Raw genomic sequence first — 23,549 nt, 5'->3', positions numbered from 1 at the left:
TCGCTATTGTGATTTGCCTTTCAGCAGTGCTTCCGGGTGGCGCTGCAGATAGTCGAACAGGGTGCGGGCCGACTGCGCCGTGGCCTCCAGCTCCGCCAGGGTCGATTGCAGTTGGTGCGCCTGGCCGGTATTGCCTTTGAGCTGTTTCTGAACCGCCTGCAGCATCCGCTCGGCCTCGGTCAGAGCGCCATTGAGTCGTTCCGCCGCCGGTTTGAGCGAACCGGCCAACTCGCCCGTGTCCCGTTCCATCGCCTCGAACGCCTCTTCCGCCGAGATTGCCGCCTCGCGCACCTCGACCAGGGACGCCATCAGCTCCCCTGCCAGCCTCTGGGCCTCATCGCTGTTCACCAGCCGGTTGACACCGCTGATCGTCTCGCGCAGCTCGGTGGAGTTGGCGAGTTCATTCAGGCCGGAGGCCGCGCCGTGTACATCCCGGGCCAGCTCTCCCAGGTCGACATTTTCCTGGATACTGACAATCGCCCGCTGGAACTGATCCAGTACCTGCTGCACGTCCGACTGAATGCCCGGAATCTCCGGGTATTTCGAGTCAGTCCCGCGCAGTTTGAGCTCGCGATCGGGCCGGAAGTCCAGCTCGACCGCGAGCTGGCCGGTGACAAAACTTTCGCTCGCCAGCTGCGCGCTCAACCCCGCCTCCAGCAGCCGCTCAATGCCGATCAGACTCTGGAGGCTACCTTCGACCACTTTATTCCCTCTCAAGGTTTTGACCGATTCGGGATCGAGCTGCATGGTCACCCGTACCACCGGCTCCAGTGTTTCCACCTCTGTGAGCAACTCAATATTGTTGACCGAGCCCACCCGGACGCCGCGAAAGAGAATGTTGGAACCGACCCGCAACCCCTGAACGGACCCCTCAAAATAGGTGGTAAAACGCACTTTCTTGGCCAATAGCTCGGAACCGCCAAAGAGCGCAAACCCCAGGGCCAGAAACACCACGGCACCGATAACAAAGGCACCGACAACCGTTGGATTGGTCTGTTTGCTCATGCTGTCCTACTCATCCTGTCAGGAGACTTCGCCCCGGTTCATGAAAGCCCGAACCCGAGCGCTGGGGTGATCGTGCCTGAGTTCATCGGGTGACCCCACCCCGAGCTGGGTTTTGCTCTCGGCATCCAGAAAGAGCGCTCTGTCGGCAATGGAAAAAATACTGTCCAGCTCATGGGTCACGATCACAAAGGTGGTATTGAGACTGTCGCGCAGCTGGAGCATCAGATCGTCGAGCCGTTTGGCGGACAGCGGGTCCAGCCCGGCCGAGGGCTCATCGCAAAAAAGAATCTCCGGATCCAACGCCATGGCACGTGCCAGGCCGGCGCGTTTTTTCATGCCGCCCGAGATTTCACTCGGGTAAAAATCTTCAAATCCGGCCAACCCCACGAGCATCAATTTGTACTCGGCAATTTCCCGTACCCGCGCATCGGACAGATCCGTAAACTGCTTCAGCGCCAGTGTCACATTCTCGGCCAGCGTCATGGAACTCCACAACGCCCCCGATTGGAACAGAGTGCCATACTTTCGGGCCAGGCGGTTACTTTCTCCTTCTCCACCCCGGCTACCGCCCTCGCCTTTGCTGACACCCCAGACCGGCTCACCATCCAGAAACACCTCCCCGCACGAGGGCCGCTTGAGGCCAATCATCGCTTTCATCAGGGTGCTTTTACCGCAGCCCGAGCCACCCATGATCACAAAGATTTCGCCCCGGTTGATGCTGAAATTCAGGTCCTGCTGAACCAGCATATCGCCAAAGCTCAGGGAGAGATTCTCGACCAGGATATGCGTCTCCGGCTCCGACATTCAGATCCCCAGATTGATGTAGATGATGGTCAGAAGCGAGGCGCTGATCACGATGGCCACAATACCCATCACCACCGCGCGGGTGGTGCACTGCCCCACGGCCAGTGCACTGCCGCCACAGGCCATGCCCTGCTGGCACCCGGCCATCGCGACCAGACTGCCGTAGACTGTGGCTTTGAACAGACCGCCGAACAGATGACTGAGAGTAATGGCATTGAGCGTCTGCTGCAGATACTGCATGGGACTGATGTCGAGCATGACCACCCCGACCAGCAGGCCACCGACAATCCCCATGAAGTCGGCGTAGAGCGTCAGCAGGGGCATCATCAGTACCAGCGCCATGATGCGGGGCAGGACCAGATAGTCGATGGCATTGATGCCCAGGGTGGTCAGCGCATCGATCTCTTCATTGACTTTCATGGTGCCGATCTGCGCGGCGTAAGAAGCGCCGGTGCGCCCGGCCATGATGATGCCGGTCATGATCGGGGCCATTTCCCTGACCATGGCGACGCCGACCAGATCGGCGGTATAAATGCCCGCCCCGAAGTACTGCAGCTGCATCGCCCCGACAAACGCGAATATCATGCCGATCAGCAGGCTGATCAGACTGACAATGGGCAGTGCCTCCACCCCGGCTTCCTGCACGTACTGCCCGAAGTCCCGTCCCGAATAGGCCGCTTTACCGCGCAGCAGTCGCCCGAACGCGTGGGTCACCCGACCGGTAAAGGCGAAAAACAGCCGCCCTTCGTGCAGCACCGAGAGCGTGCTTTCTCCCACTTCGTAGAGAAACCGGTTGTCCGGCTCCCGGTGTTCGGTTTCAGCCCGATCCGGGACTGCGAAGGCCAGCTCAAGCAACTGGCGGGCGCCGCGGGGCAGACCGGTCTCATCCACCTCCCGACCCTGTTCTTCGGCGGTTTTGCGGATGGCCACCAGCGCGATGATCAGGGCACTGTCCCACTGCCCCAGTCCGGAGGCGTCAAACGACACTCGCTCGATGACAGAGTCTGACGCCAGCGCGTCCAGCACCTCGTCCAGAGACACCTCCTCGGCGAGGAGTGACCAATCCCCGCTCAATGTCACCGTCAGCTCCCGCTCGGCGGTCAATACACTGCTAAGCCCTGGCTCCATTAACGACCACTACCCTCTCAGTTCAATGCTCGTACTGTAGCAGCTTGGCGACCATAGCGCTTCGCTCCCGATGCGGTGCTGTTACCCGCAAACTCCATCACGGCGCCATCCCCGCGCCCGGCCCCAAAGGCCAGCCCAGCATGAACCACAACAACAGCAGAGCGCTCCAGGAAAACAGAAAGGCGATGCTGTAGGGCAGCATCATGGCGATCAGGGTGCCAATGCCCAGGTTATCCCGGTAGCGCTGGGCAAACGCGACCACAACACCAAAATAAGGCATCAGCGGTGTGATGATGTTGGTGCTGCTGTCGCCAATGCGGTAGGCCACCTGGGTCGCCTCGGGGCTGATGCCCAACAGAAACAGCATGGGCACAAACACCGGCGCCAGCAGGCCCCACTTGGCTGAGGCACTGCCCACAAACAGATTGATGAACGCGGCGACAAAGACAAACACCACCAGCAACAGACTGCTGGGCAGAGCCAGGCCGCGCAGGCCCTCGGCGCCGGCCACGGCCAGCAATGTGCCCAGCTGGCTCCAGGCAAAATAATTGACAAACTGGGCGGCGAAAAACATCAGCACCAGATAACCCGCCATGGTCCCCATGGTCGACTCCATGGCCCCGACCAGCTCCCGCCCACCACGACCAAACCGCCCGCTCACCCGGCCAAACACCCAACCGGCGACGGCCGCGTAAAAGGCGATCAGGACGATAATCCCCTGTATCAGAGCCGAGTTGAGCACCGCAGGGTCCTCCGGATAGCGCAGAAGCCCCCATTCGGGCAGGGTGGCCCAGAGCAGCAGTGCAGCAAACACCAGCGTCCAGCCGGCGACCGCCCAGAGACCGAGACGATCGGCCCGGGAGAACTCGGCGAAGCTCTCCCGGTGCACTTTGTCCAGAGACTGTTCAGCCGCCAGATGGGGCAGAACCCACCGCTCGGTGACCCAGGCTCCAACCAGACTCAGCAGCAGTGTGGAGGCGGCCGTGAAATAATAGTTGCCGGCAATCCCCACCTCGTACTCCGAGGCCACCAGCGCCACCGCTTCAGTGGAGATTCCGGCGAGAATGGCATCCACGGGGCCGAGCAGAAGATTGGCACTGTAGCCGGCCGAGACCCCGGCAAAAGCGGCGGCAATGCCCGCCAGTGGCGGCCTCCCCGCCGCCGCGAAGAGCATCCCGGCCAGCGGTATCAACACAACGTAGCCCGCATCCAGGGCGATATTGGAGAGTATGCCGGCAAAGACCACCATCCAGGTCAGCAGCGCGCGCGGCGTGCGCATCACCAACCGTTCCAGCAGCACACGCAGCAGACCCGAGTGCTCCGCCACCCCCAGACCGAGCATGGCCACCAGTACCGGCCCTACCGGCGCAAAGCCGGTGAAGTTGTCCACGGTATGGGTCAGGATCCAGCGCAGGCCCTCGCCGCTGAGCAGACTGCGGGCGGCGATGGTTTCATCCTGACCGGGCAGGCGGGCCTGCAGCCCCAGCCCGGCGCAGAGGGCAGAAATCAGCATCAGCGCCAGGCACAACCACAAAAACAGCAGCGCGGGCGATGGCAGGCGGTTGCCCAGACGCTCCAGCCCGCTCAACCAGCGCATGCCGCGGCCGCTCGATTCAACCGATTCGTTCATTCACCCTCCCGGGAATTCACTGCAGTACTTTTGTGCTACTTTCATCCGATACTTGCATTAGCCGCGCCAGAGCGTTGTAATGCGAATATTAGGCTCCATATACAACATCATAACCTCACTGAGCGGCGCTTCCGAACGAGCCGGTTGCGTGGGGGTTTATTACTCATCCATCCATCAGGAGCAGAGCATGGCAACGGTCACACTCAAAGGTAACCCATTCAAAACCAATGGTGAACTGCCCGCCAAAGGCAGCCAGGCCCCGGATTTCACTCTGGTCAAATCAGACCTGTCCGAAGTCAGCCTGGGTGACTTCAAAGGCAAGCGAGTAGTGCTCAATATCTTCCCGAGCGTTGACACCCCCACCTGCGCCCAGTCGGTACGCGAATTCAACGACAAGGCCAGTTCCCTGGACAATACTGTGGTGCTTTGCGTGTCTCAGGATCTGCCCTTCGCCCAGGCCCGCTTCTGCGGCGCCGAAGGTCTGGATCAGGTCATCCCGGCCTCGGCCTTCCGCTCCACCTTCGCCGAAGATTACGGCGTGCGCATGGTTGAAGGCCCCCTCACCGGCCTGAACGCCCGCTCGGTGGTCATTATCGACGAACAGGGCAAGGTGATCTACACCCAGCTGGTGGATGAAGTGGCCGATGAGCCGGATTACGACTCGGCACTCAAAGCCCTGAATTGAAATAGCCAGTAGGATGGGGTGGCCAGCGACTGAAATGTCGGGTCATCCAAACAAAAAAGCCGAAGCGGAAAACGCTTCGGCTTTTTTGTTTGTCTAAACAGCGGCTCGGATGCTTGTGACTGATCCGATCAGGCCACGCTGAGCGACTCCCGGGCGGAATCGCTCCGCTCCCATTCGAGGTCCCGCTGCGCCACCAGTATCAGACCGCGGGTGTTACTCGCCGACTCCGGATGGTAGCTCGCGCCCCAGCCCCAGGTGTCGATGCCTCCGTCCACTTTGAGCGCCGAGCGCAGGCGGGCGATCCGTTTTGCCAACGAATTCTCGTCCAGATCATGCCCCAGTACCATGAAACTGGCGCTACTGTAGCGCACGATCAGCTCCGCCTTGGGGAAGCTCGACTGCAGCTGCCGGGAGAACCATTGCAGCTTCTCTTGCGCCTCGTCGTGGCGCCCCGCCTGGGCCAGGTCCCGACTGTCCCCCACTTCAAAATAGGCCAGACCAAAGGGGGGCGGCGTCGCATCCGCGTCGGTCACGGTCAGGGTCTCAAGGATCCGGGCTTCAAGCAGGCTGCGATTGCCCAGTCCGGTCACCCGATCGTAGAACGCCGCCTTGTGCGCCTTGTCCTGTGCTACCGCCTGCTGTCTGCGCGCCCGCTCCAGATCGCGGACATCGCTGTAGGCCACAAAAATGGCAAGCAAGAGGAGCACACTGGCCGCAATGGCGGTGGGCACCCCCATCCAGTCGCCGCGCAGCGTATTACCCGCCGCCGCCTCGGCTCCCATGGGATAGATCGCAGCCGCCATGCCCGAGTAGTGCATACCGCAGATGGCCGCCCCCATCACCAGCGCGGCGATGGCTTTGACCCAGACCGACCAGTCCCGGGGCACTTCGCGGATCTTGCGGCAGATCAGTAGCGCTGCCCCGGAAGCCAGCACCGCAATCGCACCGGAAATGGACACCCACACCGGATCGTACTGGATCGCCGGCTGCATCTGCATGGCGTGCATTCCCAGATAGTGCATGCAGAAAATACCCGCCCCCATCACCAGGGCACCACCGGCGATGCCGCGCCCGGAGACTTCCGGCAGGGTGATGATGTACAGGGCCAGGGCGGAGGCGAGCATCGCCGGCAACCAGGACAGCGCGGTCAGACCGGCGCTGAAGGTCATTTCCATGCCCATCGGCATATCGTAGGCGCTCATCCCGACAAAGTGCATGGACCAGATGCCCGAACCCAGACAGAGAGCACCGGCCAGCAACCACCACTGGCGCTTGTTCCCTTCGAGTTCAAAGACCCGAGTTCCGAAGTAGATGGCGGTATAGGAGGCAATCACCGCGACGCAGTACGATGCCGCAACCAGCATCAGGCTGTAGGATCCAACCATGTTCAATTCCCCATTGTTTGATGATGGGGGAATTACGCGCCAGACGGAGCGCTGGATCAGTTACCCGACCCGCTGCACACCCTGCAAGTGTTTCAGGCAATGATCGCGCGCCAACGACAGAAAATCCCGGATAAAAGGGGCCTCCCGCTCGGCGGAGCGCACAGCGGCGTAGAGCGTCGGCCAGACCCCCTCGGCGCCGGCCGAGCGCACGGCGATCAGCTCCTGGTCGGCGTATTCGGCCAACACCCAGTTGGGCAGCGCGGTGATGCCCCGCCCGCTGGCCACCAGCTGCACCATCATCAGCGTCAGCTCCGAAGTTCTGACCGCCGCCGGCTCACACCCCGCCGGTTCCAGAAACTGGGTGAACACATCCAGCCGATTGCGCTCGACCGGGTAGGTAATCAGTGTCTGGTCCCTCAGATCCTCCGGTCTGAGGTGGGGCCGATTGAGCAGGGCGTGATCGCGCGCCAGGGCGAACTGCATCTCGTAGGAGAACAGGGGCACATAGTCCACTCCGCGCAGAGGCCGCGGATCGGCGGTGATCACCAGATCGATATCCCCCTGGGTCAGGGCCGGCAGAGGCTCAAAGGTAAAACCGCCGGAAAAGTCCAGCTCCACCGCCGGCCAGTGGTTGCGATAGACCTCCACTGTGGGCATCAGCCAGTTGAAACAGCTGTGACACTCGATGGCCATATAGAGTCGCCCGGCCTCCCCATGCAGCAATTGTTGCAGGTCGCGCTCGGCCTCCTCCACCTGCCCCAGCACCTGATCCGCCAACGTGAGAAGCCGCTGACCGGCGGCGGTAAATCGCAGAGGGCGACTCTTGCGCACAAACAGATCGCCCCCGAGACGTCCCTCCAGGTCCTTGAGTTGATGCGACAGCGCCGACTGGGTCAGGTGCACCCGTTGCGCGGCCTCCACCAGCGAGCCGGTCTCGCGCAGTGCCACCAGTGTTTTCAGATGTCGAATATCCAGCATGTTCGGTGCTCTCTCCTGGGCCGGTTCGGCCTCGCCCGTTTTGACGGCGGCGCCTCAGAGACGAAACGCGTCCAGACATAAACATTAATATTTTTCATGACCAATCTGAATAAACTCAGTTTGATTCATGTTACCAGCGGCCTCAGAATAAGTCTCATACCAATTCACTCAATTCTGACTATCAGGGATATCAACATGACACAGATCACCACCCACTCTCTCGGTTTCCCCCGTATTGGGGCCGGCCGCGAGCTGAAGAAAGCCGTGGAAGCCTACTGGGCCGGCGACATTGATCGGGCACAGCTGCAGGCCGAGGGTCAGCGGCTGCGCCGCGCCCACTGGGAGCTGCAGGCGGCGGCCGGCCTGGATGTGATCCCCACCGGCGATTTCGCCTGGTACGACCAGGTGCTGGCCCTCTCGGCCACACTGGGGAACGTACCGGTGCGCCATCGCCTCGGGTATGAGAATCAGGGAGAAACCGCCACCGATACCGACCACCAGTGCACCCACACCGGCCTGGAGGAAACCCCGGAGGCGCCGGACGGCCCCTGCACCCAGGCCGACCTGGACACCCTCTTTCGCATGGCGCGCGGCCGCGCGCCCAGTGGTGAGGCGACCAGCGCCTGCGAAATGACCAAGTGGTTCGACACCAACTACCACTACCTGGTACCGGAGTTTCACCCGGAGCAGCACTTTGAATTGAGCTACACCCAGATCATCGACGAGACCCGAGAAGCCATCGCGCAGGGCTACCGGGCGAAGCCCGTGATCCTCGGTCCCCTGAGTTATTTGTGGCTGGGCAAAGAAAAGGCGCCGGACTTCGATCGGCTCGACCTGTTGGAGAACCTCCTGCCGGCCTATCAGACCCTGCTCGCGCAGCTGGCTGAAGTGGGCGCCGAGTGGGTGCAGATTGACGAGCCGATCCTGGTACTGGACCTGCCCCAGGCCTGGCGCCAGGCGTTCGAGCGCGCCTACCATCAGTTGCAGACGCCGACACTGAAGTTGCTTCTGGCCACCTATTTTGGCGCTCTGGAGGACAATCTCTCCACCGCCGTGCAGTTGCCGGTGGCGGGCCTGCATATTGACGCCGTGCGGGCGCCCGAGCAACTGCTGAGTGTCGTCGACCGCTTGCCGACCCACAAGGTTCTCTCCATCGGCCTGGTGGATGGCCGCAATATCTGGCGCAACGACCTGCGCGCCTCGCTGGAGCAGCTGGGCGATCTGCCCGAGCGGCTGGGTGAGCGTTTGTGGTTGGCCCCCTCCTGCTCACTGCTGCATGTGCCCGTCGATCTGGAGCGGGAGCAGAAACTGGATGCGGAACTGAAAAGCTGGCTGGCTTTCGCCCGTCAGAAAGTGACCGAGGTGGTGGCGCTGGCCCAACTACTGACGCCGGAACCGGACGAGCGAGCGCGCGAAGCCCTGGAGCAGAGTGACCGGGCCCAGGCCTCCCGGCAACAATCCGAGCGCATTCACAATCCCCGGGTCCGGGCACGCCTGGAGGCGGTCACCCGCGAGGACAGCCAGCGCCAGAGTCCCTTTGTCGAGCGCATCCGGCGTCAGCAGTCGCTGCTGCAGCTGCCCCTGTTGCCCACCACTACCATCGGCTCCTTTCCCCAGACCCGGGACATTCGCCAGACCCGGCGCGCCTTCAAGCTCGGGCAGATCTCCGAGGTGGAGTACCAGAACCGGATGCGCGGGGAGATCGCCGATGCCATTGCCCGCCAGGAGCAGCTGGGCCTGGATGTGCTGGTGCACGGCGAAGCGGAGCGCAACGACATGGTGGAGTACTTTGGCGAGCAACTGGATGGCTACGCCTTCACCCAGTTCGGCTGGGTACAGAGCTACGGCTCCCGCTGCGTCAAACCGCCCATCATCTACGGCGATGTCCAGCGGCCCCGGGCCATGACCGTGCAGTGGGCCCGTTATGCCCAGTCACTGAGCAACAAGCCGGTCAAGGGCATGCTCACCGGCCCGATCACCATGCTGTTCTGGTCGTTTGAGCGCAACGACCAGCCCATGGCGGAAACCGCACGCCAGATTGCCCTGGCCCTGCGCGATGAAGTCAAAGACCTGGAAGCGGCCGGCATTCAGATCATTCAGGTGGATGAGCCGGCGCTGCGCGAGGGACTGCCGCTGCGCCAGAGCCGATGGCAGGGCTATCTGGACTGGGCGGTGGAAGCCTTCCGCCTGAGTGTCAGTGGCGTGAACGATGAAACCCAGATCCACACCCATATGTGCTATTCGGAGTTCAATGACATTATCGGCGCCATTGCCGCGCTGGATGCGGATGTGATCACCATCGAAACCTCCCGCTCCCAGGGCGAACTGCTCCAGGTGTTTGAGGATTTTGACTACCCCAACGACATTGGTCCGGGCGTGTATGACATCCACTCCCCCAATGTGCCCAGTGTGGAAGCCATGGTTACGCTGCTGGAGCGGGCGGCACAACACCTGCCGGTCGAGCGGATCTGGGTCAATCCGGATTGTGGCCTGAAAACCCGCGGCTGGCCCGAAACCGAAGCCGCCCTGGCCAACATGGTGGCGGCCGCGCAGCAGCTGCGCCAGGCCTACGGCAAAACCGCCGCAGAACGGGCGAAGCAGCGCCGCGCCTGAGCCGGGAAGCGCGCTAACAGTGGCGGGAGGTTAACTCGGGCAGGGTTTTGACTGTGGCGGGAGCTTAACCGTAACGCGCCCGCGGCTCGCGCGCGGCCTTGCTCTCGGAGGCGTCGCCATCAAGCATCGACTGCAGGGCCGAGCGCGACCCCTCGCTCGCCACCTGCTCACTGCGGGGCGCCATGGGGGAACGCCCCACCCACTCAAAGCGCCAGCGCCAGAATTCCGGTCGGTCCTGGTCCCCGCGCAGCTCGATCACACTCAGGCGGGCGGGGTTGAGCGGCAGCCGCTTGAGCAACTGCGCCAGAAAGGGTTCGGCGTTCTTGCCAAAAAAACTGGATGCCTGCTGGCGAGGAGCACTGACAAACAGGGTGTCACGATGTTCACCACGAAGGAGCTTGACGCCCAGGGTGACGGGTTGACCCAACCGGTTGGTCAGAGTCAGGGGATCTACAGCGGGATGGGGCATAACGTTCGATATCCGGGAGGCGACGTGCCTCGATAGCCTACAACGGCGCGAAGTTTACGGATAATGTCGGGGAGTACAAGTGAAAATTACATGAATTGATCGAAATTTGATCCAGATCGTTCTGTAACCGATTGCCGGCCGACGTCCGACGCCCGGCTCTTCCATCGATGGCCTCGGCTACTCGCTCGGCACCGAACCGGCACAATCATCCCGGGCAATCACCGGCGCCTGGCGGGCGGCGCGCACCTGGTTGCGCCCGTCCCTTTTGGCCTGATACATCGCCCGGTCCGCGGCGGCGATCAACCCCTCGGCACCGACACCGCGACCCGCCGCGACGCCGCCACTGAGGGTCAGACGCCCCAGCGGACTCACCACATGCTCGATATTCAGCCGCTCCACCGCCTGCCGGGCCCGATCCGCTCCCTGCCAGGCTCCCTCCAGGTCAGTGTCGGGCATCAACAGCAATAACTCTTCTCCGCCGTATCGGTAGAGGGTGTCGCCCTGGCGCAAATTCTCTTCCACCGCCCGGGCGACGCTCCTCAGCGCCCGGTCCCCCGCCAGATGACCGTAGTAATCGTTGTAACTTTTGAACCGGTCGAGATCGAGCAGGCCCACCGCCATTGACTGGCCCTGAATCTGAGCCTGGGACAGCATCCGGCCCAGATCCAGGTCCATGGCACGACGGTTTCTCACCGACAGGAGCGGATCGCGTAGGGAGGCCAATTCCAGGGTCTGATTGGTCTGCACCAGCTCCGCCTGGTGCTCCAGGATGCGAATATACGCATTGGCCATATCGGTCTGGGTCACGATGCCCACCAGCGCCTCGCCCTCGTCCAATACCGGGAAGTGCCGAATATGGAGGTCGCGCGCCAGCTTCAGGGCATCGAGCAGTAACGTCTGCTCGGCCAGGCACACCGGCTCAGGGGTCATGACCTCGCTGACCGGACGATCGTCCAGGCACCCCCGCTCCAGAGAGCGGGTCAGGACATCGGACAGGTCGCGTTCGGTCAACAGACCGATGACCCGCCCGGCGTCCACAACCAGCGCACAGGAATGCCGGTTGCGCTGCATCAGGGTCAGCGTCCGGGAAAGGGCATCACCCGCTTGCACCACCGTTTTCACGGGGGTCATGATATTTTGCACGGTAATCATCGCAGACTCCGTCGAAACCGGCCCCCACCGCTCCAATTCCGACTCCGGTTAGATGGATAAACCCGAACGTCAAACTCCCGCCATCTTAACATTCCCGGCATCAAACTCATCATGTCAGTGTCACATTTCTGGCAGATGAATCCAGTCGCCTTGATCTTGATCAATTTGGACCCTCTCAGGATTTTCCCCTCGTTGTTGCGGTCCAATCGGCCAGCGCCGGGCCGGATTCGATACGCCCCGGTTACCGAGGGCCGATGACGAACCGGTCGATGTGGCCAACCGCTTTATTTGACACAGAGCGCCCGGGCACCGAGAATCGCGGGCTTACACAAATCTCAGGTATACGAAGGCATGAGTACAACTCGAGACAACGACACTTTTTCCACTTTCTCCGCACGCCGTTACTGGCTACCACTGCTGTTCTCCACGGTATTTCTGGCGGCCTGCGGCAGTGATGACGACAATGGTGGTAGCAGCAGCTCTTCCTCCTCATCCTCCAGCAGCGGCGGCAATCTGAACGCCGGCAACAGCGGGGGCATCAGCGGCGCGGAGTGGCCGGAACTGAACATTCAGTCCGACTCGCCCAGGACGCTCCAGTTTTCCTGGACACCGGTGGAGGGTGCCGTCCACTATCGCCTGATGAAGGACCCGGATGGCAATAGTGGCTTCTCCCCAGTGGGGGAGGAGCTGAGCGAACCCTCAGCCGAAGACACCATTGCCACCCATAAACATGATTGGCATGAGGCACGCTACATGGTCGAAGCGTGCATGAATGCTGAGTGCTCCGACTCGAAAGACTCGAAGGCAAGACTGACCAGCTCGGTCATGCTCGATGCCATCGGCTATTTCAAAGCTTCCAACACCGATGCGGCCGACTGGTTCGGCTGGAGCCTCGCACTCTCGGCCGATGGCACTACCCTGGCTGTGGGGGCGCCGCGCGAAGCCAGTCAGGCCCGGGGCATTAACGGCGACGAAGCCGACAATGGCGTATTTGCCGCCGGGGCGGTCTATGTCTTTGTGCTCGAAGAGGGCAACTGGCAGCAGCAGGCCTACGTCAAGGCCTCCAATACCGAAGCGCCCGCCACCACCGATGACGGCGAAGACATCACCCGCACCAATGACCGCTTTGGTTACCACCTGTCACTCTCTGATGACGGCGACCTGCTCGCCGTCAGTGCCATGCTGGAAGACAGCAGCGGCACCGGCGTAAACCCCGAGGAGCAGGAAGACAATGGCGCCATCCAGACCGGCGCGGTCTATCTCTTCCAGCGCGATGAAGAGGCGGCCTGGTCGCAGACGGCGTTTCTGAAAGCCTCCAATGCCAACCCGGCGGAAGAGGAAGAGACTGACGAAGTGGAAGACGGTACGGACGAGGAGCCGGCCGACGGCGAGGAAGAAGAGGAAGAGGTCGATATTCCCACCAATACCGGTGACCGCTTTGGCCACAAGGTCGCGGTTTCCGGTGATGGCCTGACCGTGGCCGTCAGCGCCCTGTTCGAGGCCAGCTCGGCGACCGGCATCAACGGCGACGAGAGCCTCAACAATGCGCCCGCCGCCGGTGCGGTGTATGTCTTTGCCAAAGGCGAGACAGACTGGGCTCAGCAGGCCTACGTCAAAGCCTCAAACACTCTGCCCGGGTCGCTCTTTGGCAGCAGCCTGGCGATCTCCACCGATGGCAACACCCTGGCCGTGGGCTCGCCCGCCGAGCGCAGCGATGCCACCGGCATCAACAGCGACGACGAAGATGATTTCAGCCTGCCGGGCACCGGCGCCGTGTATCTGTTCAACCGCGACGGCAGTGACTGGAGCCAGCAGGCCTATATCAAACCCAGCCACACCTACACTCAGCTGCCCCGCCAGCTGCGCCAGGGCGGTTACGGGCAGAGCTTCGGCAACAGCCTGGCACTGTCCGGCGATGGCGCCCGCCTCGCTGTCGGCAGCGAAGGCGACCTGAGTGCATCACGAGGCACAGAGGCCAGCCCCGATGATTACGACTTTGGCGATGCCCAGACCGTAGCGCTCTACAGCGGCGCCGTCTATCTGTTTGAACAGAGCGACGGCGGCTGGGCCCAGACCCACTACCTGAAAGCGTCCAACTCCCGGGCCAGCCTGCGCTTTGGTCAGAGTCTGTCGCTCTCTCAGGATGGCGCCACTCTGGCCATCGGCGCCCGGCGTGAAAGCGGCGGCGACACCGGTTTTGACGGCGATAAAGAAGACAGGTCCGAACCCCGCGCCGGCGCCACCTACCTGTTTGAACTCAGCGGGAGCAACTGGCAGGAGACGGGATATATCAAGGCGCCCAATACCGGGGCTGGTGACAACTTCGGTATCAGCACCGCCCTGTCTGGCGACGGCAACCTGATGGCGATCGGCGCTCACCGTGAAGATGGCAGCGGCACCGGTATCGGGAGCGAGCGCGATGACAACGACGCCTCGGACTCAGGCGCGGTTTATCTGTACTGATTGACCGCTACCGCCTGCACTCGAACCCCAGCGGGGGCCAGAACCGGCCCCCGCACTTCCTTCCCTGCAGCATCCCTCCTCCACAGCACAGAACACAACTGCTATCATAGAGCTTACATATTCAACCATGGCTCCGTTTCTATGCTGCTTTTTGTCGACAATCTCGCCACCGTGGATTTCAGTTTTCTGGACGCCCGTCGCGGCCTGCTGGGGGAAACCTGGCTGGCTGACATTCAACTGGAAGGGGCTCTGGATGAGCAGGGCATGGTGTGCGACTTTGGCATCGTCAAAAAACGCCTGAAAGTCTGGCTGGATGAAGAGCTGGATCACCGGCTGCTCGTGCCCCTGCGCTCACCGCAACTGACACTGAAGGAAAACGGCGATCAACTGGATCTGCACTGGCGTTTTGGCGACCGGGAGGAAACCATCCACCTGCGCTGCCCGCGACAGGCCGTGGCTCTGGTGGATGCCGAGGAGCTCACCCGGGAGAGCGTGGCCAAATGGTGTATTGAGCGCCTCGATCAGGCCTCCCTGTTTCCCGCACACACTCAGTTGAACCTGGCGTTCACCACCGAGCATATCGACAGCGCCTTCTATCACTACAGCCACGGCCTGAAAAAACACGAAGGCAACTGCCAGCGTATCGCCCACGGCCATCGCTCCAAGATCGCCATCTGGGCCGACGACATCGGCTCGCCGGCACTGGAGAATGAGTGGGCCAGCCGCCTGCGCGATATCTATCTGGGCACGCGCGAGGACCTGGTGGACGAGCCGGAAGGTGGCGACTACTGCCGTTTCGCGTACAGCGCCCCCCAGGGCGAATTCGAACTCACCCTGCCCCGGCGCTGCTGCTACCTGATGGACACCGACACCACGGTCGAGCTGATTGCCGACCACATTGCCCGGGAAACCCAGGCCGAGTACCCCACCAGCCGGATCCGCGTGCAGGCCTACGAGGGGCTGAACAAGGGCGCCATTGCCGTCGCCGACAGCACCGGTTAAACGGGCGCTCCGGGACTGGAGCACCTCACATCATTGATACAACGACGGCTCGCCCTCCGGGCGGGATTTGAAGCGCGGCTGTGCCCAGAAATACTGTTCCGGGCATTTGCGAACCTCGCTCTCCATAAACTGACTGACCCGCAACGTATCTTCATACTCATCTCCCGTCGGGAAATTCTCCAGCGGCGGAAGTAGTGCCAGTTCATAGCCGCGGCCATTCGGCCGTCGATAGTGCGTAAACGGAATCACCCGAGCCTTACCCATTTTGACCAGCTTACCCGCCGCACTGACCGTTGCCGCCGGTACGCCGAAAAACGGCACAAACAGACTGTTCTTCGGCCCCAGGTCCCGATCCGGCGCGTACCAGATAAAGCGCCCTTTGCGCAGCCGCGAAACCATCGTGCGGACGCTGTCTCTTGGAATCACCAACGTTTCCGGCGCATACGACTCGCGGCGATTTTTCTGAAGATAGTCGTAAACCGGGTTGCTGTGCGGTCGGTACATAGCGTCGAAGTCAATTCTCTGCCCCAGCAGCGCACCGCCAATTTCGAGCGTCGTCAAGTGCAGCCCCAACAGCAACGCCCCCTCCCCCGCCTCGCGGGCCGCTTCAACATGTTCAAGCCCGCGGACGTGAAAGAGTCGACGCAACCGCCACTTGGGCCAGAACCAGGCAATACCGGTTTCAAACACTACCATGGCGGTGGAGACCAGGTTTTCTTTTACCAGCTTATTCCGCTCGGCCTCGGTCATCTCCGGAAAACAGAGTTCGATGTTGCGCCGTGCGTAGTAGTAGCGTTTTTTGTTGAGCTTCAGCAGCGGGGCCAGCGCCCGGGCCAACCTCCATTGCAGGCGGTAGGGCAACTGGGCCAGCAGAAACCAGAAGCCCGCCCCCAGCCAGGACGGCCAGTGACGGGGGGACAGGAGTTCGCGAGGGAAAGCGTGTTCAGACATAGGTTTGTTCAATTCTGGGTTAATGCAATCAGGGTGCAATCAGGGCTCAAGGCGATTCCGGATCGGGGCGAGCCTCTTGTGCCATCCGTTCAAGCTGTTCGTCTTTCTCCCGCCACAACTGGTTGACCCACTCCTGAAAATGCGCGCGAAATGCGCGGTCTTCCGGGTAATCTCCCAGCAGATCATCGGTAATCGTGCGCAGACGCACATGCATATCGACGCAGGGCAGTTGCCGACAGGCGTACTGCCAGAACGTGGGTCGCCCGCCCGGGTAGTAGAGGGTGACATCCACCAGACGGCGCAACTGGCCACTCATGGCCGACAACGTAAATGCCAGCCCCCCCGCCTTGGGTTGCAGCAGGTGGCGGTATTTGGCCCCCTGCGCCCGATGCTTGGCGGGGGTGAAACGGGTGCCCTCGAGAAAGTTCACGATGGTCACCGGACTGTCGCGGTACATTTCACAGGCCCGGCGGGTGCGCTCCATGTCCTGGGTGGCGAGCGCCGGGTTGCGGGCCCGCTCCGCCTTGCTGTGGCGGTGCATCACCGGAAAGTCCACCGCCCAGAGCGCCTGGCCCAGCAAGGGCACCCAGAGCAGCTCTTTCTTGAAAAAGAATTTCACGTAGGGAATGCGACCATTGAGCACCCGCACCAGGATCATGATATCGACCCATGACTGGTGGTTGGCGATCATCATGTACCACTCGTCCCGGCTCAACTGTTCAAGGTCACCCGTGACCCGAATCTGCGTGCCGGTCAGCCAGCGCTGATGCCAGCTGTTGAGCTCGATCCAGCCACTGGCGATCCAGTCCAGCAGGGTGTTACAGGGCCGGCGCCAGGCCGGCACCACCAGCTTCACCAGCGCCGGAGGCAGGATCAACAGAAAGGCCCCCACGATGGTGATCACGTAGAGGGACAGGCTCAGCAGGCCGATGAAAACGCGAAAGACAGGCATGGGCTAAGGGCTAAGACGCCGGGTGGGCCAGGCCCACCCGCGCATCAGAACGGCGCTTTGACCACCGGACTGATATCGGCCTCGTAGTCCACGCCCTCGAATCCGAAACCGAAGAGCTTGAGGAAGCTCTCGTGGTAGCCCTTGTAGTCGGTCAGCTCGAACAGGTTGTCCTCGGTGACCTGGGGCCAGATCTCTTCCACCTTGGCCTGGGTCGCGGGATCCAGCTCCAGATTGTCCACGCGGAAGCGGTCGTCGCCATCCAGGCGCGGGTTCGCGCTGTACAGGCATTCCACAAACAACCGCTGAAGTTGCTCGATGCAGTCCTCGTGGGTGCCCTCTTCTTTCATGACCTTGAACAGAATGGCCAGGTACAGCGGCATCACCGGAATCGCGGAGCTGGCCTGGGTGACCACCGCCTTGAGCACCGAGACGTGGGCGGTGCCATTGAGGTCGTCCAGCTTCTGGTCGATGGCCAGGGAGGCCCGGTCCAGATCCTCTTTGGCCTTGCCGATGGTCGCCTTGCCGTAGATCGGCCAGGTCAGCTTGTCGCCCAGATAGGTGTAGGCGGTGGTCTGGCAGTTCTCTTCCAGCACGTCCGCTTCCTTCAGGGCGTCAATCCACCACTCCCAGTCTTCGCCACCCATCACCTTGACGGTGTTGTGAATTTCTTCATCGGTGGCCGGTTCAATGGTGGTCTCGCTGATTTTCAGGGTATCGGTGTTCAGGCCCTTGGAGGTGTAGGCCTTGCCGATCGGCTTGAGCACCGAGCTGTAGGTCTCTCCGCTTCTCGGGTCGGTGCGCCGGGGCGAGGCCAGGCTGTAGACCACCAGGTCGACTTTACCCATGTCTTTTTTGATCTGTTCAACGGTCTGGGCCTTGATCTCATCGGAGAAGGCATCGCCGTTGATGGTGTGAGCGTACAGGCCCTCGGCTTCGGCCGCTTCATGAAAAGCGGCGGTATTGTAGTAACCGGCCGAGGCGGTGCGCTTCTCGGTGGGCGGCTTTTCAAAACACACGCCCAGGGTTTTGGCCCCGGAACCAAAGGCGGCGGTAATGCGCGAGGCCAGCCCGTAGCCCGTGGAGCAGCCGATGACCAGGACATTCTTGGGCCCTTTGTTGAGCTCGCCCTGTTGTCTGGTGTAATCGATCTGCTCTTGCACGTTGGCGGCGCAGCCCAGCGGGTGGGCGTTGGTGCAGATGAAACCGCGTACTTTTGGTTTGATAATCATGTAAAGTCCTATGCTCTCGTTCTGATTGTCGATTACCATCCCCACACACAGTGGGGCAAATAGGGCTATTGTAACAGCTGATGCCCCATTTGAGCGCTTTGTTCCGCCGCCAACACCCGGAACTGGCGCCGAGACCGAACCGACCAAGGTTGAGGAGACCCCCATGCTTTACCCCATGTTTGCCCTGATGCTGCTGACCCTGGGCGTTGCCATCTATCTGCTGACCCTGCGCACCCTGGCCGTGCGCCGGCGCGAAGTGTCCATGAGCTACTTCCGCCTGTACCACAGTGCCGAGCCGCCACCGGCGAAGCTGATCGCCGCCTCCCGGCACTACGACAACCTGTTCCAGGTGCCGGTGCTGTTTTACCTGGCCTGCATCACCTCGCTGGTGCTCGGGGTACAGGGCCCGCTGGCGCTGGCCTGGGGCTTTGTGGCCCTGCGCCTGATCCATACGCTCATCCACCTGAGCTACAACAACGTACTTCACAGGTTCCTGGCGTTCATGGCCAGCAACCTGCTGCTGATCGCCATCTGGGTGACTCTGGCGATGCAGTACAGCGCCCGCGGCGGTTGGTAAACGCCTGCAGCAGGAGTGAGAGCGCCGGCGGCGGCCAATTGGAGAGCGCCTGCAGCCAATTGGAGAGCGCCCGCGGCTAATTGGAGAATGCCGGCCAAACCCGTAGAATATCACCCCCAATTCGAGAGACGTAACGCCGTTCATGATACCGAGTATTCGCCACACCTCCCCTGTCCAGGCCCGCTATCTGGCGTTTATCGACGCCCTGCGCGACGCTGGCTTCAAGGGTGACCTCAACCCCGATTACGCCAATCGCACTGTGCTGGCCACGGACAACTCCATCTACCAGATGCTGCCCCAGGGCGTGATTTACCCGCGCGATGTCCGCGACCTGGTGCTGATCACCCAGCTGAGCAACCGGCCCGTGTTTGAGGAGATTGTCATCAGCCCCCGGGGCGGCGGCACCGGCACCAATGGCCAGTCGCTCACCGACGGTCTGGTGGTGGACACCTCCCGGCACATGAACGCCATTGTGGAAATCAACGTGGAGGAGCGCTGGGCGCGAGTGCAGTCGGGCGTGGTGAAAGACCAGCTCAATGCCGCGCTCAAGCCCCATGGGCTGTTTTTCGCCCCCGATCTGTCCACCAGCAACCGGGCCACCATCGGCGGCATGATCAACACCGACGCCTCAGGCCAGGGCTCCTGCCGCTACGGCAAGACCCGGGATCACGTGCTGGAGCTGCGCACCGTGCTGCTCGATGGCAGCGATTGGACGTCCCGCCCCCTGGATGATGCCGAGCTGACCGAAGTGAGCCGGCGCGATGATCGTGTGGGCGAGGTGCACTCAGCGCTCAACCAGATTCAGACTGATCACGCCGAGCTGATCGATGCCAAATTTCCCAAACTCAACCGCTGCCTGACCGGCTACGATCTGGCCCATGTGCGCACGCCCGAAGGCCGATTCGACCTGAACAGCGTGCTCTGCGGCAGTGAGGGCACCCTGGGCTTTATCGCCGAGGCCAAGCTCAACCTGCTGCCCATCCCGAAGGTCTCCGCGTTAGTGAACGTTAACTACCGGGACTTCAACGCGGCCCTGCGCGATGCCACCGAGCTGATGAAAGCCGAGCCCACGGCCATCGAAACCGTGGACTCAAAAGTGCTCAATCTGGCGATGAACGACATCGTCTGGCACAGCGTGTCCGAGTTTTTCCCGCCAGCGGAGAGCGGCGAGCCGATCCAGGGCATCAACCTGGTGGAGTACACCGCCGACAGCGAAGAAGAGCTGGAAGCGGCGGTAAAGCGCCTGACCGACCGGCTCGATGCCGACTCGGGCGAGGACAACGACCGACTGGGTTACAGCCTGGCCTGGGGCTCGGCCTCGGTGGCCAAGATCTGGGCGATGCGCAAAAAATCCGTGGGCCTGCTGGGCAATGCCGAGGGCGAGGCCCGCCCGATTCCTTTTGTGGAGGATACCGCCGTGCCGCCGGAGAACCTGGCGGACTTCATTAAGGAATTCCGTCAGCTCCTGGACGAGCGCGGCCTGACCTACGGCATGTTCGGCCATGTGGACGCGGGCGTGCTGCATGTGCGCCCCGCCATCGACATGAAAGACCCGCAGCAGGAAGCACTGATCCGCCCGATCACCGATCAGGTGGTCGCGCTGGTCAAAAAGTACAAGGGGCTGCTCTGGGGCGAGCACGGCAAGGGCGTGCGCGCCGAATACGCGCCGGAATTCTTCGGCGAGCTCTACCCGCAGCTGCAACGGCTCAAGGCCGCGTTCGACCCGCGCAACCAGTTGAACCCGGGCAAAATCGCCACCCCGAAACCCGAGCTGGAACTGCTGAAAATCGACGGCGTACCCACCCGCGGTCAGCAGGACCGGAAAATTCCGGTGCAGGTCTGGGAAGGCTACAGCGAGGGCATGCACTGCAACGGCAACGGCCAGTGCCACAACTGGAACCCGAACGATGCCATGTGCCCCTCCTGGAAAGGCACCCGCCTGCGCACCCAGACCCCCAAGGGCCGGGCGTCACTGGTGCGCGAGTGGCTCAAACAATTGAGCGAGCGGGAGGTGAACGCCGTCGAGGAGACCGAAGCGACGCGCAGGCAGTCATTCCTGTTGAGCCTGCCCGCACGCGTCAAAAACACCGTCGCCAAAAAGCGCGGCCAGTACGACTTCTCCCACGAAGTGCATGAATCCATGATGGGCTGTCTGGCCTGCAAATCCTGCACCGGTCAGTGCCCGATCAAGGTGGACGTACCCAGCTTCCGCAGCAAATTTCTGGAGCTGTACTACGGCCGCTACCTGCGCCCGCTGAAAGACTACTTCATCGGCGGCCTGGAGTTCATGGTGCCCACCCTGGCCAAGGTACCCTGGCTGTATAACGGCCTGATGAAGCCGCGTTTTATGCAGGCGATCATGGCCAAAGCAGCCGGCATGGTGGACAGCCCGCTGCTCACCGGCATCTCACTGGACAACGAACTGCAGACGCGCAAAGTCCGCTACGCCAGTGCGCAGAACATCGCATCGCTTACCCAGGAGCAGCGGGACAACGCGGTGATCCTGGTCCAGGACGCCTTCACCAGCTATTTTGAAACCGGCCTGGTGCTCGACAGCCTGGATCTGCTCATCACGCTGGGCTTCACCCCGCTGGTGGCCCCCTTCAAACCCAACGGCAAACCGCTGCACGTGCACGGTTTCCTCGGTCCCTTTGCCAAAGCGGCGGTCAAAAACGCCGAGCACCTGAACGACCTGGCCCGCAGCGGCATTCCCCTGGTGGGACTGGAGCCGTCCATGACCCTGGCCTACCGCAGCGAGTATCAGAAAGTGCTGGGCAAAGACGCGCCGGAGGTGGCACTGTTGCAGGAGTGGTTGGCGCAGCAGAAAGACCATCTGGAAACACGAACGGATTTGCTGGAGCCGGGTGACTATTCCCTGCTGGCCCACTGCACCGAAAAAACCAACGCCGCCGCTTCCATCAAGGATTGGCAGACGGTATTCAGCGCTTTGGGACAGACCCTGAAGGTCATCGACACCGGGTGTTGCGGCATGGCAGGCACCTACGGTCACGAGGCAACCAATGTGGAAACCTCAAAGAAAATCTACGGTCTCTCCTGGGCCGAGGTGGTGGCCAATCCGGAACACGAAGGGAAACTGACCGCGACCGGTTATTCCTGCCGCTCGCAAGTGAAACGCATCGACGACGTTGCAATTCCGCACCCGGTGCAAGTTTTGTTGGCGCAGATGTAGCGTGCGGATTTGGTGATGGCGGATGCGCTTGACGCTTATCCGCCCTACGGGTAGCACGGCACTTTGTGTAGGGCGGATAAGCCTAAGGCGCATCCGCCGTTTCGAGGTGCTATTTCCCGAAACTCGATGATGGCACGGCGGAGGTCGGGTATGCTGGTGTGAGACCGTCACCCGCCTGGACGGCGGGTGATCGAGCCCCCATGGATGGGTTCACGGCGTGTCTCACACCAGCATACCCGACCGGAGCGCTAAGCGACGAAGCTCCACCCGTCAAAACACAAAACGCCCAACCAAACCCCCACGCAATTGGAGACCGAAGTATGCTGCTCCAGGAAAAGAAATTCTCCCTGCTCGAACTCGCCTCGGTCAGAGAAAACGGCTCCATCACCGACACACTGCGAGACACACTTGAGTATGCCCAAAAAGCCGACCAACTCGGCTTCGAACGCTTCTGGCTCGCCGAACACCACAACATGGAAGGCATCGCCAGCGCCGCCACCTCCGTGCTCATCGGCCACATCGCCGGCGGCACCGAGCGTATCAAAGTCGGCTCCGGCGGCATCATGCTGCCCAACCACCCGCCGCTGGTCATCGCCGAACAGTTTGGCACCCTCGCCAGCCTCTACCCCGGCCGCATCGACCTGGGCCTGGGCCGCGCGCCCGGGACCGACGCCATCACCATGCGCGCCCTGCGCCGGGACATGCGCGCCGCCGACGACTTTCCCCAGGAGGTGGGTCTACTGCAACAACTGCTCGCCCCGCTCCAACCCGGGCAAAAACTCAAAGCCATCCCCGGCGCGGGCACCGAAGTGCCCATCTGGCTGCTCGGTTCCAGCCTGTTCAGCGCCCAGCTCGCGGCACAGAAAGGCCTGCCCTACGCCTTCGCCGGCCACTTCGCGCCGCGGTTGGTGCGCGAAGCGCTGCACGTCTATCGGGAAAACTTTCAGCCCTCGGAGGCACTGAGCCAACCCTACGCCATGCTGGGCATTCCCCTGATCGCCGCCGACACCGACGCCGAAGCGCGCCACCTGGCCACCACCAGTCACCAGCGCATCCTGGCGCTGCTGCGCGGCCAGCCCCTGTGGCTCAAGCCACCCGTGGAGGATATGACTCCACTCTGGTCACCCGAGGAGGAAGCGGCCGTGAAAGACTTTCTGGGACTGGCCGTGGTCGGCGGGCCAAGGACGGTACGAGAGCAGCTGGAAACCCTGTGCCGGGAGCTGCCCATCGACGAATTCATGTTCACCACCGACGTGTACGACCCGGCGGTGCGCATTCGCACGTTGGAATTATTGGCGGCGCTTCGAGATGGGAACTAGAGGGAACGGCGCCGCAC

Annotated in this window: 18 protein-coding genes; 7 read left to right on the top strand and 11 right to left on the bottom strand. The window is 62.0% G+C overall.

Going from position 1 to position 23,549, the window contains the following annotated elements; translation table 11 throughout:
• Positions 1 to 3: 3 nt before the first annotated feature.
• From AAE484_RS08095 to AAE484_RS08080, 4 genes are all read right to left on the bottom strand, one after another.
• Entirely contained in the window at positions 4 to 1,005 is a 1,002-nt protein-coding gene (locus AAE484_RS08095) for an MlaD family protein (protein WP_341937858.1), read from the bottom strand.
• Between the two features lie 18 nt (positions 1,006 to 1,023).
• On the bottom strand, positions 1,024 to 1,809 hold the full coding sequence (locus AAE484_RS08090; protein ID WP_341937857.1) for an ABC transporter ATP-binding protein: 786 nt from the start codon (positions 1,807 to 1,809) through the stop codon (positions 1,024 to 1,026).
• Positions 1,810 to 2,937, bottom strand: a complete 1,128-nt coding sequence (locus tag AAE484_RS08085; protein ID WP_341937856.1) for an ABC transporter permease — start codon at positions 2,935 to 2,937, stop codon at positions 1,810 to 1,812.
• A gap of 97 nt (positions 2,938 to 3,034) precedes the next feature.
• Complete coding sequence (locus AAE484_RS08080; protein WP_341937855.1) at positions 3,035 to 4,567, bottom strand: AbgT family transporter; 1,533 nt, start codon at positions 4,565 to 4,567, stop codon at positions 3,035 to 3,037.
• Between the two features lie 187 nt (positions 4,568 to 4,754).
• Here AAE484_RS08080 and tpx point away from each other — a divergent pair, with 187 nt between their 5' ends.
• Positions 4,755 to 5,252: a thiol peroxidase gene (tpx, locus tag AAE484_RS08075; RefSeq protein ID WP_341937854.1), complete on the top strand. Its 498-nt coding sequence runs from the start codon at positions 4,755 to 4,757 to the stop codon at positions 5,250 to 5,252.
• 128 nt (positions 5,253 to 5,380) lie between these two features.
• On the opposite strand, the gene AAE484_RS08070 is transcribed toward tpx, so the two are convergent.
• Both AAE484_RS08070 and AAE484_RS08065 read right to left on the bottom strand, forming a co-directional pair.
• Entirely contained in the window at positions 5,381 to 6,637 is a 1,257-nt protein-coding gene (locus tag AAE484_RS08070; RefSeq protein ID WP_341937853.1) for an MHYT domain-containing protein, read from the bottom strand.
• 60 nt (positions 6,638 to 6,697) lie between these two features.
• The gene (locus AAE484_RS08065; protein WP_341937852.1) at positions 6,698 to 7,615 is read right to left on the bottom strand and encodes a LysR family transcriptional regulator; all 918 of its coding nucleotides are present in this window, start codon (positions 7,613 to 7,615) and stop codon (positions 6,698 to 6,700) included.
• Positions 7,616 to 7,810: 195 nt separating this feature from the next.
• Here AAE484_RS08065 and metE point away from each other — a divergent pair, with 195 nt between their 5' ends.
• Complete coding sequence (gene metE, locus AAE484_RS08060) at positions 7,811 to 10,228, top strand: 5-methyltetrahydropteroyltriglutamate--homocysteine S-methyltransferase (RefSeq protein ID WP_341937851.1); 2,418 nt, start codon at positions 7,811 to 7,813, stop codon at positions 10,226 to 10,228.
• Between the two features lie 64 nt (positions 10,229 to 10,292).
• On the opposite strand, the gene AAE484_RS08055 is transcribed toward metE, so the two are convergent.
• Together AAE484_RS08055 and AAE484_RS08050 are read right to left on the bottom strand one after the other, a co-directional pair.
• Entirely contained in the window at positions 10,293 to 10,697 is a 405-nt protein-coding gene (locus tag AAE484_RS08055; protein ID WP_341937850.1) for a hypothetical protein, read from the bottom strand.
• Between the two features lie 177 nt (positions 10,698 to 10,874).
• Entirely contained in the window at positions 10,875 to 11,849 is a 975-nt protein-coding gene (locus tag AAE484_RS08050) for a diguanylate cyclase (RefSeq protein WP_341937849.1), read from the bottom strand.
• Between the two features lie 351 nt (positions 11,850 to 12,200).
• Between AAE484_RS08050 and AAE484_RS08045 the strand changes: the two genes are divergently transcribed.
• Together AAE484_RS08045 and AAE484_RS08040 are read left to right on the top strand one after the other, a co-directional pair.
• On the top strand, positions 12,201 to 14,312 hold the full coding sequence (locus tag AAE484_RS08045) for a hypothetical protein (RefSeq protein WP_341937848.1): 2,112 nt from the start codon (positions 12,201 to 12,203) through the stop codon (positions 14,310 to 14,312).
• A gap of 141 nt (positions 14,313 to 14,453) precedes the next feature.
• Complete coding sequence (locus AAE484_RS08040) at positions 14,454 to 15,314, top strand: 6-pyruvoyl trahydropterin synthase family protein (RefSeq protein ID WP_341937847.1); 861 nt, start codon at positions 14,454 to 14,456, stop codon at positions 15,312 to 15,314.
• A 30-nt stretch (positions 15,315 to 15,344) separates the two neighbouring features.
• Here the strand turns inward: AAE484_RS08040 and lpxL are convergent, their stop codons facing one another.
• From lpxL to fabV, 3 genes are read right to left on the bottom strand one after another with little or no spacing between them, the layout of a single operon-like run.
• Entirely contained in the window at positions 15,345 to 16,265 is a 921-nt protein-coding gene (gene lpxL, locus AAE484_RS08035) for an LpxL/LpxP family Kdo(2)-lipid IV(A) lauroyl/palmitoleoyl acyltransferase (RefSeq protein ID WP_341937846.1), read from the bottom strand.
• Positions 16,266 to 16,311: 46 nt separating this feature from the next.
• A complete protein-coding gene (locus AAE484_RS08030; protein WP_341937845.1) occupies positions 16,312 to 17,217 on the bottom strand; it encodes an acyltransferase in 906 nt (301 codons plus the stop codon).
• A 44-nt stretch (positions 17,218 to 17,261) separates the two neighbouring features.
• Positions 17,262 to 18,446, bottom strand: a complete 1,185-nt coding sequence (gene fabV / locus AAE484_RS08025) for an enoyl-ACP reductase FabV (RefSeq protein ID WP_341937844.1) — start codon at positions 18,444 to 18,446, stop codon at positions 17,262 to 17,264.
• 163 nt (positions 18,447 to 18,609) lie between these two features.
• Here fabV and AAE484_RS08020 point away from each other — a divergent pair, with 163 nt between their 5' ends.
• From AAE484_RS08020 to AAE484_RS08010, 3 genes are all read left to right on the top strand, one after another.
• Positions 18,610 to 19,023: an MAPEG family protein gene (locus tag AAE484_RS08020; RefSeq protein WP_341937843.1), complete on the top strand. Its 414-nt coding sequence runs from the start codon at positions 18,610 to 18,612 to the stop codon at positions 19,021 to 19,023.
• 142 nt (positions 19,024 to 19,165) lie between these two features.
• Positions 19,166 to 22,213 carry a D-2-hydroxyglutarate dehydrogenase YdiJ gene (gene ydiJ / locus AAE484_RS08015; protein ID WP_341937842.1) on the top strand — a complete coding sequence of 1,016 codons (3,048 nt, stop codon included), beginning with the start codon at positions 19,166 to 19,168 and terminating at the stop codon, positions 22,211 to 22,213.
• 320 nt (positions 22,214 to 22,533) lie between these two features.
• Positions 22,534 to 23,532 (top strand): LLM class flavin-dependent oxidoreductase, encoded by a 999-nt coding sequence (locus AAE484_RS08010; protein WP_341937841.1) that lies wholly within the window; start codon positions 22,534 to 22,536, stop codon positions 23,530 to 23,532.
• Positions 23,533 to 23,549: the final 17 nt, after the last annotated feature.

The sequence above is a fragment of the Marinimicrobium sp. C2-29 genome (assembly GCF_038419845.1).
Classification (GTDB): Bacteria; Pseudomonadota; Gammaproteobacteria; order Pseudomonadales; family Cellvibrionaceae; genus Marinimicrobium.
Note: the sequence above shows the minus strand (reverse complement) of the source record. Positions and strands in the feature narration are given on the sequence as shown.

Excerpts from the sequence above, each read along its gene's own strand:
- AAE484_RS08090 (WP_341937857.1), bottom strand. The coding sequence starts at position 1,809 with ATGTCGGAGCCGGAGACGCATATCCTGGTCGAGAATCTCTCCCTGAGC.
- metE (WP_341937851.1), top strand. The coding sequence starts at position 7,811 with ATGACACAGATCACCACCCACTCTCTCGGTTTCCCCCGTATTGGGGCC.
- AAE484_RS08050 (WP_341937849.1), bottom strand. The coding sequence starts at position 11,849 with ATGATTACCGTGCAAAATATCATGACCCCCGTGAAAACGGTGGTGCAA.
- tpx (WP_341937854.1), top strand. The coding sequence starts at position 4,755 with ATGGCAACGGTCACACTCAAAGGTAACCCATTCAAAACCAATGGTGAA.
- AAE484_RS08065 (WP_341937852.1), bottom strand. The coding sequence starts at position 7,615 with ATGCTGGATATTCGACATCTGAAAACACTGGTGGCACTGCGCGAGACC.
- AAE484_RS08045 (WP_341937848.1), top strand. The coding sequence starts at position 12,201 with ATGAGTACAACTCGAGACAACGACACTTTTTCCACTTTCTCCGCACGC.
- AAE484_RS08030 (WP_341937845.1), bottom strand. The coding sequence starts at position 17,217 with ATGCCTGTCTTTCGCGTTTTCATCGGCCTGCTGAGCCTGTCCCTCTAC.
- ydiJ (WP_341937842.1), top strand. The coding sequence starts at position 19,166 with ATGATACCGAGTATTCGCCACACCTCCCCTGTCCAGGCCCGCTATCTG.
- AAE484_RS08040 (WP_341937847.1), top strand. The coding sequence starts at position 14,454 with ATGCTGCTTTTTGTCGACAATCTCGCCACCGTGGATTTCAGTTTTCTG.
- AAE484_RS08085 (WP_341937856.1), bottom strand. The coding sequence starts at position 2,937 with ATGGAGCCAGGGCTTAGCAGTGTATTGACCGCCGAGCGGGAGCTGACG.
- AAE484_RS08055 (WP_341937850.1), bottom strand. The coding sequence starts at position 10,697 with ATGCCCCATCCCGCTGTAGATCCCCTGACTCTGACCAACCGGTTGGGT.
- AAE484_RS08095 (WP_341937858.1), bottom strand. The coding sequence starts at position 1,005 with ATGAGCAAACAGACCAATCCAACGGTTGTCGGTGCCTTTGTTATCGGT.
- lpxL (WP_341937846.1), bottom strand. The coding sequence starts at position 16,265 with ATGTCTGAACACGCTTTCCCTCGCGAACTCCTGTCCCCCCGTCACTGG.
- AAE484_RS08070 (WP_341937853.1), bottom strand. The coding sequence starts at position 6,637 with ATGGTTGGATCCTACAGCCTGATGCTGGTTGCGGCATCGTACTGCGTC.
- AAE484_RS08010 (WP_341937841.1), top strand. The coding sequence starts at position 22,534 with ATGCTGCTCCAGGAAAAGAAATTCTCCCTGCTCGAACTCGCCTCGGTC.
- fabV (WP_341937844.1), bottom strand. The coding sequence starts at position 18,446 with ATGATTATCAAACCAAAAGTACGCGGTTTCATCTGCACCAACGCCCAC.
- AAE484_RS08080 (WP_341937855.1), bottom strand. The coding sequence starts at position 4,567 with ATGAACGAATCGGTTGAATCGAGCGGCCGCGGCATGCGCTGGTTGAGC.
- AAE484_RS08020 (WP_341937843.1), top strand. The coding sequence starts at position 18,610 with ATGCTTTACCCCATGTTTGCCCTGATGCTGCTGACCCTGGGCGTTGCC.